The 15,381-nt window shown below is 55.3% G+C and carries 13 protein-coding genes; 10 read left to right on the top strand and 3 right to left on the bottom strand.

What is annotated here, in order from left to right:
* Positions 1-2 precede the first annotated feature (2 nt).
* Positions 3-707: an ABC transporter permease gene (locus tag O2N63_RS14825; protein WP_271055066.1), complete on the bottom strand. Its 705-nt coding sequence runs from the start codon at positions 705-707 to the stop codon at positions 3-5.
* 106 nt (positions 708-813) lie between these two features.
* Positions 814-1,428 carry a helix-turn-helix domain-containing protein gene (locus O2N63_RS14820; RefSeq protein ID WP_271055065.1) on the bottom strand — a complete coding sequence of 205 codons (615 nt, stop codon included), beginning with the start codon at positions 1,426-1,428 and terminating at the stop codon, positions 814-816.
* Between the two features lie 239 nt (positions 1,429-1,667).
* On the opposite strand from O2N63_RS14820, the gene O2N63_RS14815 reads away from it, so the two are divergent.
* From O2N63_RS14815 to O2N63_RS14790, 6 genes are all read left to right on the top strand, one after another.
* Positions 1,668-3,029 (top strand): alanine/glycine:cation symporter family protein, encoded by a 1,362-nt coding sequence (locus O2N63_RS14815; protein ID WP_271055064.1) that lies wholly within the window; start codon positions 1,668-1,670, stop codon positions 3,027-3,029.
* A 62-nt stretch (positions 3,030-3,091) separates the two neighbouring features.
* A complete protein-coding gene (locus O2N63_RS14810) occupies positions 3,092-3,505 on the top strand; it encodes a universal stress protein (RefSeq protein ID WP_271055063.1) in 414 nt (137 codons plus the stop codon).
* Positions 3,506-3,595: 90 nt separating this feature from the next.
* Positions 3,596-4,693, top strand: coding sequence for a glycine cleavage system aminomethyltransferase GcvT (gene gcvT / locus O2N63_RS14805; RefSeq protein WP_271055062.1), 1,098 nt, complete (start codon positions 3,596-3,598; stop codon positions 4,691-4,693).
* Positions 4,694-4,771: 78 nt separating this feature from the next.
* On the top strand, positions 4,772-5,137 hold the full coding sequence (gene gcvH, locus O2N63_RS14800) for a glycine cleavage system protein GcvH (protein WP_271055061.1): 366 nt from the start codon (positions 4,772-4,774) through the stop codon (positions 5,135-5,137).
* 76 nt (positions 5,138-5,213) lie between these two features.
* Entirely contained in the window at positions 5,214-8,072 is a 2,859-nt protein-coding gene (gene gcvP / locus O2N63_RS14795; RefSeq protein ID WP_271055060.1) for an aminomethyl-transferring glycine dehydrogenase, read from the top strand.
* 66 nt (positions 8,073-8,138) lie between these two features.
* Positions 8,139-9,128 carry a helix-turn-helix domain-containing protein gene (locus O2N63_RS14790; protein ID WP_271055059.1) on the top strand — a complete coding sequence of 330 codons (990 nt, stop codon included), beginning with the start codon at positions 8,139-8,141 and terminating at the stop codon, positions 9,126-9,128.
* A gap of 60 nt (positions 9,129-9,188) precedes the next feature.
* On the opposite strand, the gene O2N63_RS14785 is transcribed toward O2N63_RS14790, so the two are convergent.
* The gene (locus tag O2N63_RS14785) at positions 9,189-10,373 is read right to left on the bottom strand and encodes a replication initiation protein (RefSeq protein WP_271055058.1); all 1,185 of its coding nucleotides are present in this window, start codon (positions 10,371-10,373) and stop codon (positions 9,189-9,191) included.
* Positions 10,374-10,873: 500 nt separating this feature from the next.
* Between O2N63_RS14785 and O2N63_RS14780 the strand changes: the two genes are divergently transcribed.
* The 4 genes from O2N63_RS14780 (at position 10,874) to O2N63_RS14765 (ending at position 15,343) form a co-directional block, all read left to right on the top strand.
* Positions 10,874-12,262 (top strand): AAA family ATPase, encoded by a 1,389-nt coding sequence (locus O2N63_RS14780; RefSeq protein ID WP_271055057.1) that lies wholly within the window; start codon positions 10,874-10,876, stop codon positions 12,260-12,262.
* 1 nt (position 12,263) lies between these two features.
* Positions 12,264-13,361, top strand: a complete 1,098-nt coding sequence (locus O2N63_RS14775) for a ParB/RepB/Spo0J family partition protein (RefSeq protein WP_271055056.1) — start codon at positions 12,264-12,266, stop codon at positions 13,359-13,361.
* A gap of 146 nt (positions 13,362-13,507) precedes the next feature.
* Positions 13,508-14,113: a CDP-alcohol phosphatidyltransferase family protein gene (locus O2N63_RS14770; protein WP_271055055.1), complete on the top strand. Its 606-nt coding sequence runs from the start codon at positions 13,508-13,510 to the stop codon at positions 14,111-14,113.
* 21 nt (positions 14,114-14,134) lie between these two features.
* Positions 14,135-15,343, top strand: coding sequence for an ABC transporter substrate-binding protein (locus tag O2N63_RS14765; RefSeq protein WP_271055054.1), 1,209 nt, complete (start codon positions 14,135-14,137; stop codon positions 15,341-15,343).
* Positions 15,344-15,381 lie beyond the last annotated feature (38 nt).

Raw genomic sequence — 15,381 nt, 5'->3', positions numbered from 1 at the left:
GCTCACCAGCGGCCCTCCTGTTCGGTATGGCTGAGCGTGTGAATGGCAATGTTCACGGCAATGGCGAGAGCTATCAGGATGAAACCCAAACCAAGCGCCATGGCAAATTCACCCTTGCCGGTTTCCAAAGCAATCGCAGTGGTGAGCACCCGGGTGTGATTGTCAATGTTGCCACCGACAATCATGATTGCGCCAACTTCACCGATGGCCCGACCGAAACCGGCGAGGGAGGCGGTGAGCAGCGCCCTGCGTCCATCCCAGAGCAATGTTCCCAGGCGCTGTGGTATCGTCGTGTTCAGCGAAATCAGCAAATCCCTGTAGTCAGACCAGAGTTCACGCAGGGCTTGCTGTGTAATTGATGCAATAAGCGGCACGATGATGATGACCTGTGCAATCACCATGACCGTGGGGGTGAAAAGCAGCCCCAACACTCCAAGGGGGCCGGATCGGCTGAAAATCACATAGACGATCAATCCCACCACAACAGGTGGCAGACCCATCAATGCGTTCAGGATGGCAATGGTCAGCCGGCGATACTTGAACCGACGCATGGCCAGAATCGCCCCCAATGGAAGAGCAATAGCCGACGCAATCACAACTGCGGTACAAGTTACGGCCAGACTGCGCAGGGTGATTTCCACCAGATCGCTGTCAAATGTGATCAGCAGCCGCACGGCCTGCGCCAGCCCCTCCCACAACTCTCCCATGGAACCCCTCCGTTCAACTTCCGGCGCAAACTACCAGATTTACTCCATCTGGAACGGCAGGTTCCGACAGGAGATGGGCAAGATGCGCCCAGTATCCTGTCGATTATCAGCCTTGCAGCGACACCCACAGCACTTTGGCATCTTCTTCGCTGGTCGAAACACATCCATGCCCCATGCCGCTGTCGTAATAAACGCTGTCACCTGGCTTCATCTGAAGCGGGCGATAGTGTTCGGTGTAAAGGGTGAGTTCACCCGACAGGACAAACATGAACTCTTCACCACTATGGCGGACCCAGCTGTCAAAATCCGCCGCTTCGCGGGCTTTGATGGTCGAAATATATGGCACCATCCGCTTCGACGAGAGCTCATTGCACAAGAGTTCATGGTCATAGGTGCGTGTTTCTTTGTGCTCACCTTGGCCTGATGGGGTGAAATCGCGCCGCCCGGAAATATCTGACTTGCCGGTTTGAACAAACAGTTGTGGTGTTTCCAGTTCAAGCGTCTGCATCAACCTGCGAATGATGTCGAAGCTGGGTTTGGTCTGATTGTTTTCGATCTTGGATAAAGTCGACCGACCAATGCCTGCCGCTCCCGCAGCTTCCTCTAGCGTCAGCCCCTTTTCCTTACGCGCTTCACGAATCATTTTACCCAGAATTTCCCCGTCCGGAGCCTGTTCAGCTTCAGAGGTCACAACATTCTCCTCACGTGGAATCCACTCCATTTGCGCAATTCTCCCTATTTTCTCAAAGCTTATCCATGACTACTTCACATGTCAAAATCCCTATTTGAACACTTTTGTTGCTTATCGGGAATTTGTTTCCTATAAGGAACACGTCTCGCGTTACCTAGGGGAAATGACGTCGTTATGACCCCCAAAAGCGACGCAAGCACGAATCAAACCACGCATATCGGGTCAGGCCGGTTAAATGCGCGGGGGACAGAAATCATGGGGAGGAAACCATGGAAGCGTTAAATAACATTGTAGGCGCCATTAATGGCGTTGTGTGGGGGCCGCTGATGCTGGTCCTGATTCTTGGGGTAGGCTTCCTGCTCCAGGTCATGCTGAAATTCATGCCAATCCGGAAGGTTGGTATGGGCTTTAAAATGCTCTTCAAAGGGCGCGAAGCCCAAGGCGAAGGGCAGATCAGCCCGTTCAATGCCCTGATGACCTCGCTCTCGGCCACCATCGGTACCGGGAACATCGCTGGTGTCGCCACCGCAGTGTTCCTTGGCGGGCCGGGTGCGCTGTTCTGGATGTGGATGACCGCCCTTGTGGGGATGGCCACCAAATACGCAGAAGCCGTCTGCGCGGTGAAATTCCGCGAAACAGACGAGCTGGGCAACTTTGTTGGCGGCCCGATGTACTACATCAAGAACGGTCTTGATTCCAAATGGTACTGGCTCGCGCCAGCCTTTGCCCTGTTTGGCGCAATCGCCGCCTTCGGGATTGGCAACGGTGTGCAGGCCAACGGTGTGGCCCAGGTGCTCGATTCGAACTTCGGCGTGAACACCTCGGTCACCGGTGTGGTTCTGATGGTTCTGACTGCAGCCGTCATCTTGGGTGGTATCACCCGTATCGGTATGGTTGCTGGTAAGCTGGTTCCGTTTATGGCGGTGAGCTATATCATCGCTGGCCTGTTGGTTCTGCTGATCAACATCGGTGAAATTGGCAACGCCATCTCGATGGTCTTCACCTATGCGTTTACCCCGTCGGCTGCGACCGGTGGTTTTGCTGGTGCTGCCGTGTGGGCCGCGATCCGCTTTGGTGTGGCCCGTGGCGTATTCTCGAACGAAGCTGGCCTTGGTTCAGCTCCGATCGCCCACGCTGCTGCGTCGAACAACAGCCCGGTAAACCAGGGTCTGGTTGCCATGCTTGGTACATTCATCGACACCATCATCGTCTGCTCGATCACTGGCCTCGCCATCATCTCATCGGGCGCTTGGACCTCGGGTGAATCGGGCGCAGCCCTGACCTCGCTGGCCTTTGAAACCTCGCTGCCGGGTATCGGTGGATCGCTGATCGCCATTTCCCTGTCGATCTTCGCCTTTACCACCATTCTTGGCTGGTCGTTCTATGGCGAGAAATGCGTGGGCTTTTTCTTCGGCTCCCGTGCCCTGATGCCCTACCGCATCCTGTGGATCGTGATGATCTACTTCGGCGCCACCGCAGATCTGGGCTTCATCTGGCTCTTGGCTGACACGCTGAATGCCATGATGGCCATTCCGAACCTGATCGCACTGGCCCTGTTGTCACCGATTGTTGTGAAGCTCACCAAAGAGTATTTCGCAACGGAAGGTGGTGCTTCAGAGCCTGCTGAATAAGCCAAAACCGGGGGGCCGCAACCCGGCCCCCTTTCTCCCACATTTCATACGGAGATATGAAGATGGCTACTAAAATTCTCCTGACGATTGACCACACCGATGATCGGTCTTGGAAAAAAGCGTTGCCGCTGGCTCTGGAACAGGCAAAATTCTACGGTGCAGAACTGCATGCCGTTGAGGTTGTTCCGGAAATTATCCAGCTTCCGAATCTGCCCGAAGGGTATGGGTCTGGTGCAAAGGACTATGTTCGTGGCAAGATCGAAGCAATCTTTGCCGCAAATGATGCAGCCCATGTGCCGATTCACATCGAACAAGGCAGCGTGTACCGCGAAATTCTAAAGCTGGCCCATAAAGAAGGCTTTGACCTTATCATCATTGCCTCGTCCAAAGGCGATTTCCCGAATTATGAAATCGGCCCGAACCTGGCGCGCGTGGTGCGCAATGCCCACTGCACTGTGACTGTGGTTCGCGATTAATTAAAACCTAAGAGTGCCGGTACACGGCACTCTCTCCAACACCAGATAACCCGGCGGGATCTCCGCCATCGCATAAGGAAAGGCACTGAAATGACTGATGCCCCCAAACGCACCCCGCTTTACGACCTGCATGTGGAACTTGGCGGCAAGATGGTTGATTTCGCCGGCTGGGACATGCCTGTGCAATACCCGATGGGGATCATGGGTGAACACAAACATTGCCGTGAAAAAGCAGCGCTTTTTGACGTGAGCCACATGGGTCAGGTGATCCTGACAGGCGAAAACCTCGGCGAAAAGCTCGAGACCATCTGCCCGCAGGCCTATGCCACCCTGAAAGAGGGCAAGGCGCGCTACGGTTTCTTCACCAACCCCGAAGGCGGCATCATGGACGACCTGATCGTCTCGAATGCCGGAGATCATTTCTTTGTCGTGGTGAACGCATCGATGCGTCATCAGGACATCCCGCACATGAAGGCCAATCTGGACGGCGTCGAAGTGACCGAGATCTTCGACCGCGCGCTGGTTGCCGTGCAAGGCCCTAAAGCCGAAGACGTGGTGGGCGAGCTTTGCCCTGCCGCCCGTGACATGAAATTCATGGAAACCACTGTTGCCGACATCAATGGTGTCGAATGCCGCATTTCGCGTCTGGGGTATACCGGCGAAGATGGCTATGAAATCTCGATCCCGGAAGACAAGGCCGAAGCCGTGGCCCGTGCCTTCCTTGCCCATGAGGATTGCGAACCGGCCGGTCTGGGTGCACGCGACAGCCTACGCCTCGAAGCGGGTCTCTGCCTCTATGGCAATGACATCGACAACTCCACCTCGCCGATCGAAGCCTCCCTAAGCTGGGCCATCGAGAAACGCCGCAAGGAAGAAGGTGGTTTCCCGGGGGCTGATCGCGTGCAACGCGAGCTGGCCGAAGGTGCCGCCAAGAAACTCGTCGGCATCAAGCCCGAAGGCCGCGCCCCGGCCCGTCAACACGTGGAAATTCAAGACCTTGATGGTAATACTATCGGCGAAATCACCTCGGGTGGCTTTGGCCCCACCGTTGGCGGCCCGGTCGCCATGGGCTATGTTGCCAAAGGACATGGAGACGCGGGTGAAAAGGTGAACCTAATCATCCGCGGCAAGGTGCAACCGGCCGAGGTCGTAGCCCTTCCCTTCGTCCAGCAGAATTACAAACGCTAAGTGCAATCCGAATAGTGCAAGGCGGTTTTCAGACCAATTTGCGCGACACAGAAAATCAAGATCCCAAGGAGTGTCACAATGACCACCTATTATTCCGAAGAACATGAATGGCTGACCGTTGAAGGTGACGTGGCCACCATCGGCATCACCCAACACGCCGCAGATCAGCTGGGCGAAGTTGTGTTCATCGAGCAGAAAGAAGCTGATGACGAATTTGAAAAGGGCGACGAGATCGGCGTGATCGAATCCGTGAAAGCCGCGTCGGAAATCTACGCCCCGGTCGATGGCACAGTGGTTGAGGTGAACGAAGACCTCGAAGGCAATCCCGGTTCGCTGAACGAAAGCCCGGAAAGCAACGCCTGGATCTACAAGATCAAGCTCGCCGACGCCTCTCAGCTGGATGATCTGATGGATCTGGACGGCTATAAAGCTTTCATCGGCTAATCTTACCGCCGTCACTTATCCCCTGCCGGTCATGTTTCACTCTGGCGGGGAAACACCCCACGCAAAGGATCTCAGCATGGCCTTCAAACTGACCGACTACGAAGCCTATGATTTCGCAAACCGCCGCCATATCGGCCCCTCTCCGCAAGAGATGGCCGACATGTTGAAGGTGATTGGCTTCAAGACGCTTGATGAGCTTATCGACGCCACCGTGCCGCCCGCCATTCGCCAGAAAGAGGCGCTTGATTGGGGCGACGCGATGACCGAGCGCGACGCGCTTTTCCACATGAAAGAAATTGCCAATAAGAACAAGGTTCTGACCTCGCTGATCGGTCAGGGCTATTACGGCACCACCACCCCTGCCCCGATCCTGCGCAACATTCTGGAAAACCCGGCCTGGTACACCGCCTACACACCCTACCAGCCCGAAATTTCCCAAGGTCGCCTAGAAGCACTTCTGAATTTCCAGACCATGGTGTCGGATTTCACCGGGCTTCCCGTGGCCAACGCGTCGCTCTTGGATGAAGCCACCGCAGCCGCTGAAGCCATGGCGATGGCCAAACGCGGCAGCAAGTCGAAGTCGAATGCTGCGGCCTTCTTCGTCGACCGCAATTGCCACGCCCAGACCATCGAGGTGATCAAGACCCGCGCCAAGCCGCTGGGGGTTGATGTAACCGTCGCTGACCCGTCCGAGCTGGAACCCGGCGCTTATTTCGGCGCGATCTTCCAGTATCCGGGCACCTATGGCCATGTCCGTGACTATTCCGCCGAAATCGCCGCCCTGCACGAACACAAGGGCATTGCAATCGTCGCCGCTGACATCCTGGCACTGGCGCTGCTGAAGTCCCCGGGTGAGATGGGGGCCGACATTGCGATCGGTTCGACCCAACGCTTTGGTGTGCCGATGGGCTATGGTGGCCCGCACGCCGCCTATATGGCGACCACAGACAAGCTGAAACGCTCGATGCCGGGCCGGATCATCGGAGTGTCGATTGATAGCCGAGGCAACAAGGCCTATCGCCTTGCCCTGCAGACCCGCGAACAGCACATCCGTCGTGAAAAAGCCAACTCGAACGTCTGCACCGCTCAGGCCCTGCTGGCTGTCATGGCATCTATGTATGCGGTTTATCATGGCCCCGATGGGATCAAGGCAATCGCTCAGTCGGTCCACCGCAAGGCCTCGCGCCTCGCCGCCGGTCTGGAAGAGCATGGGTTCAAAGTGGATCCGAAAGTGTTCTTTGACACGATCACCATCAAGGTCGGTCCGCTGCAGAAAACCGTCATGGAAGCGGCCGTTGCCCGTGGCGTGAACCTGCGCGCTGTTGGCAACGACCGCATTGGCATCTCGCTCGACGAACAGACCCGCGCTGAAACCATCGAGGCCGTCTGGGGTGCCTTTGGCATCGAGAAAGAAGATGACAGTGTGGCCAACCGCGCCTATCGCCTGCCCGATTATGCGCTGCGTGAAACCGAGTATCTGACCCACCCGATCTTCCACAAGAACCGGGCCGAGGCGGAAATCACCCGCTACATGCGTCGTCTGGCCGACCGTGACCTTGCGCTTGACCGTGCCATGATCCCGCTCGGGTCCTGCACCATGAAGCTCAACGCCACGATCGAAATGATCCCGGTCACCTGGCCTGAATTTTCCAACCTGCACCCGTTTGTGCCGGAAGATCAGGCACTTGGTTATAAAGAGATGATCACCGACCTGTCAGATAAACTCTGCCAGATCACCGGTTATGACGCGATTTCGATGCAGCCGAACTCGGGTGCGCAGGGCGAATACGCGGGTCTCTTGACCATCCGCAACTACCACGAGTCCCGCGGCGAAGGGCACCGCAATGTGTGCCTGATCCCGACCTCGGCCCACGGCACCAACCCGGCCACTGCACAGATGGTGGGTTACAAGGTTGTGCCGGTGAAAGCGGATGAAGACGGCAACATCGATGTAGCTGATTTCAAAGCAAAAGCGACCGAACACTCGGAACAGCTTGCCGCTTGCATGATCACCTATCCCTCGACCCATGGTGTATTCGAAGAAACCGTGCAAAAGGTTTGCCAGATCACTCATGATCACGGTGGTCAGGTCTATATCGACGGCGCCAATATGAACGCTATGGTGGGTCTGGCCCAGCCGGGTAAGATCGGCGGTGACGTATCGCACCTGAACCTGCACAAGACCTTCTGCATCCCGCATGGCGGCGGCGGCCCCGGCATGGGTCCAATTGGTGTGCGTGCGCATCTTGAGCCCTACCTGCCAGGTCACCCGGAGCTGAACGATGCAATCGGCCCAGTTTCGGCAGCACCGTTCGGTTCACCTTCGATCTTGCCAGTGTCCTGGGCCTATGTGCTCTTGATGGGTGGTGAAGGTCTGACGCAAGCGACGAAAGTGGCAATCCTGAACGCCAACTATATCGCTGCCCGTCTGAAAGAAAGCTATCCGATCCTCTACACCTCGGAAACGGGCCGTGTGGCGCATGAATGCATCCTCGACACCCGCCCGTTGGATGAGGCCGGTCACGTGACTGTGGATGACGTCGCTAAACGTCTGGTCGATTCGGGCTTCCACGCCCCGACCATGTCCTGGCCGGTGGCGGGCACGCTGATGGTGGAGCCAACCGAGTCGGAGCCAAAGGACGAGCTGGATCGCTTCTGCGATGCAATGATCTCGATCCGTGGCGAGGCGCAGGATATCATCGACGGTAAGATCGACGCCGAAAACAACCCGCTGAAGAACGCACCACACACCGTGCGCGATCTGGTTGGCGAATGGGACCGCCCCTACACCCGCGAAGAGGCCTGTTTCCCGGCCGGTTCGCTGGGCGTGGACAAATACTGGTCCCCTGTAAACCGCGTCGACAACGCCTATGGCGACCGGAACCTGATCTGCACCTGCCCTCCGATGGAGGCCTATGAAGACGCGGCTGAGTAAGCCACGAAAGCCCCCTGCCCCGCCGGTCACCGGCGGGGCATGACCCACCGCAGGAGGAGAGCTCTCATGAACCAGATTTCCCCCGCCATTTCCGCGCAAAACGGAACAGCGCCTCTGACAGCCCCGCATCTAACGATGCACCGGGTGAACATCATTCTGCCTGACACGGCCAGCGCGGCCAGTACACAGATGTTCATCGATCTGTTCACGGCCGCCAACGATCTGGCGCCAAACAGTCTCTATGTGGTCGAAACACACACACTTTCCGAAAGCCACACGAGCGATCCGTTGTATTGGCGCGACCGTTCTGTGCTGTTTCTCGGGGATATCCGATCGCGCTGGTCTTTTTCACGTGAAGAGCGAGGGCGCGCCCAACAGATCCTGCGTCTGGCAAATCGCTCCATTTTGGTCGGCGGAGCCATCTTTTTGATGTGCCAACCCGGACAAGCAATGGATCTACCACTCGCAATTCATCCGAATTTCCTAGCAGCTGCCGAAGAAGAGGGACTGATCAGCGACAACACGGGCCGCAAATATGCAAGCTCGGGGCGCATTGACAGCGCAATCAGCAGTTTTGCCGCTCTTTCCCTGTTGCTGGAACTTTTTGCACGTCGTCACGGCGAATACGTCGCCGGTGCCGTGGGCGATTATGTTGGTCTTGATACCGGACTGGAACGGATGCAGAGCCGTTTCGCGCTGACGATCCGCCAGAAATCCGGCGGTGACCGGCTTGTCTGCGCAGCGTTAGAGACGATGCTAACCGAGCTTGAACATCCTCTGCCAATCGAAGAACTGGCTGAGCGCCACAATATCTCTTCCCGCCAATTGCAACGGCGCTTCATGGATCTGACGTCGGAAACGCCGCTCACCGTTTATCGCAACCTTCGCCTGGAGCGCGCGCATCAACTGATCACGTTAACCAGCATGCCTTTGCGAGAGATCTCGATTGCAACAGGGTTTGGCGCCACATCGAACCTCACCAGGTGGTTCCGAACTGCCTATGACATAACTCCCTGTGCATTGCGCCAATCTTCCTACACAGCAAATGCCGCCTGAGGATGCCCTCCCAGCCTCAGGAAAAGGTCTCTAACTTAGCGGTTAGAGACCTTCTATTCTTTAAAGATCGTCGAACAAACCCGGTTCCAAGTCTTCCCAAAAGGCAAATATTGCCTCGACATTCAGGGCTGACGTCCAGCCGTGTCGTTCAAAATCATCCCGCGCGTCTGGGTCTGACAACTGGCTCATAAACAATCGACGGTCCGCATCTTTGCGCGTTGGAGAGCGACCGGATACCGCTTCCATGACACGGCCCAACTTGGCAGCGCGGGCGCGCGTCTTTGGTGTGACCGCCCTACCCTGCATAGCTTCTGTCGGCTGATAATCCTCCGAAATCGCGGCCGAAAGGTATTTCACCGGGCTTTTTACCCCATCCCGCGCCTCAACCAGATCAATTTTCTCAGAGACGTAACTGTCACCATGTTGCGCAATCCACTGACGCGCCAAACGATCACTGACCCCGAGGCTTGCCAATCTTGTATAGGTTTCGGTGTTACGCACCCCTTCCCCATCATCGATGTCCAGGATCGTCAGTTGAGGATTGCGTTTGATCAGGAACCTGATGTCGGTCACGCTGCGGCCCATTTTGCGGGTCTCGGGCGTCACAATGATGTCGCTGACCTTGTTCACCTCAGCGACTGCGGGCTTGATGATCTTGGCATTGAGGTGCTTGAAGCTCTTATAATAGTCGCTGTCATCCACCCCCATCAGCCGACGGAATATCTCCAGCGACCACCAGCCGGTTGACCCCGTATTTACAAACCGGAAACAGTTTTCATAGAGCGCAAGCGCATGGCCGCCGGTGAACTGCCGCTGAATATTCAGATTGATCAGCGCAAAAACCTTAGGGTCATGCAGCTTTTCAGCCAGCGCCGGAGAATAGGCATATTCACAGATCCCACCTTTGAGCTTGGCATAGGAGAGGAGCGCCGAGACTCCCCATTCCTGCCGCCCCGCCTCATCCAGCATGTCCCATTCTGCAACCGTTTCAGCGAGCCCTCGCAATGATGCCTTTAGCGTATCGAAGTCGTTTGAATTGTACCCGATCATCGTGCACAGCGTGCGCGCATCAATCCGGTGGCTGGGCTGAGATGTCAGCGTATCATAGGCGTTGAGCAACAAAACGTTAGACAGCTTACGTTGCAGCAGCGACAGTTTTCCGGAAACGTGTATAGCAGCCACGTTCTTCTTGACGCTATCGCGTCGCAATGCGCCAGTAAGGCGATCCTTGGGAATCGGGTCCATCTGCTCGACCTCTTGTAACTTGCGCCATATTCGCATGTTAGGAACCCACGCACAAGACTACGACGGGTCCCCGAAATTGCGAACCCCATCCCGCATTCGGGTTCTTTTGAATACTAAAGGAACCCAAACACAGGACAGCTCTGGGTCTTAAACAGTGAAATATCCCCTAAAAACCCTACTTATCCACAGAAACCGGACTCATCCCCCCCTCTTCCTGCGAATCGGTTACCATGGAACCGTGCTTGGGTGCGTGACGTCCTGCAAACAGGGACCTTTCATACCGGAAGCAGATACCTAAGTTGTCTTAACCGCATGTAATATAACTACTATTTTGCACCAAAACTCTTAAATACAATAAACAATAGAAAGCATTGTTGAGGCTTTTCAATAAGGTTTCGTGGCGAAACCAAGTGACAAATCGTCCGCATGTTTCAATTGCCATTCACATGTCACATGGTTTACCAAATAAATGCACAATAAGCGCACATATTGGGAAAACCATGGCAAGAGCAGTTCAGACACCACCTCCCCCATATTTCAACATCAACCCGGAAGAGGCCGCAGAAAAACTGGCTGATCCCATAAATACCGCACGATTCGCAAAAGCAGCAAGCTTTGCAGCTCGTGGTCGAGATGATCTGGCAAAGCGAGGTTACGCTCCAGATGGTCGCAAAAGATTGCGCCGGTTTTCGATCTGGGAAATCTGCAAGTACCTGATCCCCGTGGCACCAGCGCATTTTCGGCGCGTCCTGAAGCAAAACCCCTCTCTGCCACAGGGCGAGGGTGAAGGTGGATCAAAATGGTTCTCGTTATCAGATGTGCTTGCGCTGAGAGATCACTTTGCCGCTGAGGGAGTTTCAACACGTGAATACCGCCCTTGGCGACCTGAAGGTGTGGATGCCAAGGTGCTTGCCGTTGCTAATTTCAAAGGTGGTGTCGGTAAGACTTCAACAGCAGCCCATCTCGCCATGTCAGCGGCGCTTGATGGGTACAAAGTCCTAGTGGTTGATCTGGACAGCCAGGGATCGATGACCTCCATCATGGGCGGGCAAGTGGAAGATGAATGGCAAACCGCGTTTCCACTGATGGCCAAGCACTACGCACAGTTTCTTGAGGATGAGAACAAGGTTCGAGCAGCCGCAGGGCAACCTACCCTGCCCCTCGACGAGACGCTGAAAGAAGCGTTGGATTTTGATGCCAAGCGTGTGATCCAAAATACCCACTGGCCGAATATCGATCTGATTGGGGCCCAACTGAACCTTTATTGGGCGGAGTTTCAGGTTCCAGTGTGGCGCATGCAATTGCGATCCTGGCCTCTTTGGGATGCGTTGACGGGCTTTTTGGAGAACGAAGGGTTGTTGTCCGAATATGACTTGATCATTCTGGATACCCCCCCAGCCCTCGGGTATTTGACCATCAACGCACTTGCGGCGGCGGATATTTTGCTGATCCCGCTTGGGGCGTCCTTCCTCGAGTTCGATTCGACAGGTCGGTTCTTTGATATGCTGTATTCCACCTTCGCATCGATCGAAGAAGGTGAGAATGCGCTTCGTCGGCAGCATGGTTTAAGCGAAATACGATTTGAATGGGACGCCGTGCGGGCTCTGATCACCCGGTTCGATGCCTCACAACAAACAGATCTTGCGAATGTGATCCAAGCCTATTTTGGTGATTTCATGACCACATACAGGCAGGACGTGACTGCGATGGTCGGGCAAGCAGGCGAGCAGGTGAACGGGATCTACGAGGCGGACTATCGAGAATTCAACCGCGACACCTATGTCCGCGGTCGCGAGACCTTTGATCGGACATGGGCTGAAGTAAAGGAGCTGATCCTCGGATGTTGGTGGCGGGATCTTCAGATGATGAGCAGTGAGGAGGAGGCATAACATGGCACGTAGGCGTAAACTGCAGGCACCAAGTGCCGAGGATCTAACAAGACTTGAAGAAGAGTTTCGCCGCGAAACCCCCATGAAGGGGGCGATGGCACCAATTGCGCAGGTGGCCGCTGATGCGGCAGGACAAAGCCCGGTTGTGGATGCTGCCGCTCGTGAGAAACTGGCCAAGGACTCTGCAGATGCTGACCGGTTACGGGACGCAGAGAGCAAAGGATTGGTCATGACCGAGGTGCCCCTCGATCAGATTGATATGAATGACATGATCCGCGATCGTGCGTCCGTTGATCAGGTAGAATTGAGCGAACTAATAGACTCTATTTCAGCTAATAGTCTCAGATTGCCTGTGGAACTTTACAGGTTGAAGCAGCCGGGTGACGGGAAAACATACGGCGTTGTGTCCGGATACCGGCGCCTTCTGGCGTTAAAGCACCTTCATGACCAGACGGGCGAATCGAAATTTGCGACAGCAAAGTCTCTAATTAAGCCGATAGAGTCTGTTCCCGAGGCATTTGTTGCCATGGTCGAAGAGAATGAAATCCGTTCGCAGCTCAGCCATTTTGAGCGAGGGCGGATTGCAGTCGTTTCGACACAAAATGGCGCTTTTGAAACTGTTGAAGACGCGGTCCGCAAACTCTTTGCATCTGCTTCGAAGTCGAAGCGATCAAAGGTGCGATCTTTTGCACATGTGTTTGAAGAGCTTGGGGACCTGCTTGGCTTTGCCGATCAATTGACCGAGAAGCAGGGGCTTCGTTTGGCTTCAACTTTGCGGATGGGCCACACGCAGGAACTGCGAGAGGCAATGGCGAGCCGTCAACCGGCGAACTCTGAGGAAGAGTGGTTATGCTTGCTTCCAGTTGTCGAGAGTGCAGAAGAAGGACCCAAGGATCAAAGCCGGGGTGGGCGCCCAAAATCCGCATCAAGGCCAAAACCTGGGACCGGCAGGCTGAAATCGCTTTGTGCTGGAGAGCCGGTGGTTTTGTCGCGTGATGAGGACGAACAAGGTATCCTGCTACGGTTTCAGGGTAAGGGTGCAAGCAAAGAGCTGGTGGACGCGGCAATCGACGAGTTGCGCGCGTTGTTGGGGAATTGACCCTTCAGGTTTCGCCGCGAAACCCGATGCTGGCTTTCGCAATCTGACAGACAATCACAATTTCGTTGATGCAATGGACGTACCGGAGAAGGGCGTTCATAGACTTTAGATGAAGTTTGATAGTTTGAGTTGACTTGGAATCCGACATGCTCGATCGTGCGATGAGAAAACTGATAGATCCGCCTTTGAATCTGCTAGGTGAAAGGGTGGCATCGCTGGGTGTGTCCGCGAACTCAGTAACGATTTTCGGTTTGCTGCTTGGATTGGTTGGTGCAGTATGTATTGCACTTCAATTCTACACCGCCGGTCTGATCTTCGTTCTAGCGTCGCGGGTCGCTGATGGGTTGGACGGCGCGGTGGCGCGCGCCACCAAAACAACCAATTTCGGTGGCTATTTAGATATCTCCAGCGATTTCTTTTTCTACGGTGCGGTGCCGTTTGCATTTATTTTGGCCGATCCAGATGCAAACACCCATGCAGGGGCTTTCTTGCTGCTGACATTCTATGTCAATGGCGCAAGTTTTCTGGGGTATGCAATCTTGGCAGAAAAGCATGGTCGAGAGACAACTGCGCAGGGTGTGAAATCGCTATACTACTCTAATGGAATACTGGAAGGCACTGAAACAATTGTATTTTTTGTGATATTGTGCCTTTTCTCCAATTGGTTTTCTTTGCTCGCATGGGGATTTGGGTCACTTTGCCTTCTGACCGCCATGCTTCGCGTATACGGGGCACATCGTGCCTTTGACTGATCACATGAACTGGGAGAAATTATGAAAACGAACTGGTTGAAAGCCTCTGTTCTTGGTGCGCTGCTGCCTTTGGCTGCAATGGCGGATACAGATCCAAAAGATTGGGGCGCGGTGTTGGAGGAGGCGCGGGGGCAGACCGTCTATTGGAATGCCTGGGGTGGGTCCCCCACAACCAATGCATTTATCGCTTGGGCCGGTGAGCGGGTGAAAGCGGACTATGGCGTCACTGTTGAACACGTCAAACTGACCGATACCGCCGATGCCGTCACGCGCGTCTTGTCTGAGAAAGAGGCAGGTCAGGATGCAGATGGCGCCATCGATCTCATCTGGATCAACGGTGCGAACTTTGCCGCGATGAAGCAGTCGGGGCTGCTTTTTGGTCCGTTTGCTGAAGATCTGCCGGGGTGGGCCAACGTCGATGTTGAAGGCAAAACGGTTCAGACGGATTTCACGGTGCCGGTGGAAGGGTATGAAAGCCCCTGGGCCATGGCGCAAGTTGTGTTCATGTATGACACGGCAGATATCGAGGCTCCGCTTCCCTCTGCGCAAAAAATCCTAGAGTGGGCCAAATCCCACCCTGGTCGCTTCACCTATCCCCAGCCCCCGGATTTTCTTGGAACAACCTTTTTGAAGCAAATGCTGGTCGACTTACTGGACGACCCTTCGGTCCTGGTCGATCCGGTCGCTGACGATTCCTATCCCGCAGTAACGGCTCCGCTCTGGGCCTATCTCGATGAATTGACACCTGTGCTGTGGCGAGAAGGGCGGGCGTATCCACCGACCGGAACGCGTCAGATCCAGCTGATCAACGATGGCGAATTGGATATGGCGATTTCATTCAGCCCCGGGGCGGCCTCTACTGCGATTGCGAATTATGAGCTTCCAGATACAGTGCGCACCTTCGTCCTGGAAAAGGGTACCATTGGGAACGCTTCCTTTGTGGCCATCCCCTATAACTCCGGTTCAAAAGAGGGGGCGATGGTGCTGGCGAATTTCCTTCTTAGCCCGGAAGCACAGGCAAACGCTCAGGACCCGAATGTGCTTGGATACGGAACTGTTCTGAACGTTGCAGGGCTGTCCGATGAAGACCGCGCTCGGTTTGATGCGCTGGATCTTGGCATTGCAACTTTGTCGCCGGATGAGTTGGGGCAGGCGCAAGCAGAACCGCATCCCAGCTGGATGACCCGAATTGCTAAGGACTGGCAAGCTCGTTTCGGAGTGACCGAATAACCAGAATAGACACTCATCCGGCGGTTCGTCTCGTAACC

Source organism: Aliiroseovarius salicola, from assembly GCF_027891095.1.
In the GTDB taxonomy this organism is placed as follows: Bacteria; Pseudomonadota; Alphaproteobacteria; order Rhodobacterales; family Rhodobacteraceae; genus Aliiroseovarius; species Aliiroseovarius salicola.
The sequence above is the reverse complement of the archived record's forward strand: the minus strand, read 5'-3'. Positions and strand labels throughout refer to the sequence as shown.

What these genes read in the sequence shown, in the direction of transcription:
- O2N63_RS14825 (WP_271055066.1), bottom strand. Translation starts at nt 707, where the DNA reads ATGGGAGAGTTGTGGGAGGGGCTGGCGCAGGCCGTGCGGCTGCTGATC.
- O2N63_RS14820 (WP_271055065.1), bottom strand. Translation starts at nt 1,428, where the DNA reads ATGGAGTGGATTCCACGTGAGGAGAATGTTGTGACCTCTGAAGCTGAA.
- O2N63_RS14815 (WP_271055064.1), top strand. Translation starts at nt 1,668, where the DNA reads ATGGAAGCGTTAAATAACATTGTAGGCGCCATTAATGGCGTTGTGTGG.
- O2N63_RS14810 (WP_271055063.1), top strand. Translation starts at nt 3,092, where the DNA reads ATGGCTACTAAAATTCTCCTGACGATTGACCACACCGATGATCGGTCT.
- gcvT (WP_271055062.1), top strand. Translation starts at nt 3,596, where the DNA reads ATGACTGATGCCCCCAAACGCACCCCGCTTTACGACCTGCATGTGGAA.
- gcvH (WP_271055061.1), top strand. Translation starts at nt 4,772, where the DNA reads ATGACCACCTATTATTCCGAAGAACATGAATGGCTGACCGTTGAAGGT.
- gcvP (WP_271055060.1), top strand. Translation starts at nt 5,214, where the DNA reads ATGGCCTTCAAACTGACCGACTACGAAGCCTATGATTTCGCAAACCGC.
- O2N63_RS14790 (WP_271055059.1), top strand. Translation starts at nt 8,139, where the DNA reads ATGAACCAGATTTCCCCCGCCATTTCCGCGCAAAACGGAACAGCGCCT.
- O2N63_RS14785 (WP_271055058.1), bottom strand. Translation starts at nt 10,373, where the DNA reads ATGGACCCGATTCCCAAGGATCGCCTTACTGGCGCATTGCGACGCGAT.
- O2N63_RS14780 (WP_271055057.1), top strand. Translation starts at nt 10,874, where the DNA reads ATGGCAAGAGCAGTTCAGACACCACCTCCCCCATATTTCAACATCAAC.
- O2N63_RS14775 (WP_271055056.1), top strand. Translation starts at nt 12,264, where the DNA reads ATGGCACGTAGGCGTAAACTGCAGGCACCAAGTGCCGAGGATCTAACA.
- O2N63_RS14770 (WP_271055055.1), top strand. Translation starts at nt 13,508, where the DNA reads ATGCTCGATCGTGCGATGAGAAAACTGATAGATCCGCCTTTGAATCTG.
- O2N63_RS14765 (WP_271055054.1), top strand. Translation starts at nt 14,135, where the DNA reads ATGAAAACGAACTGGTTGAAAGCCTCTGTTCTTGGTGCGCTGCTGCCT.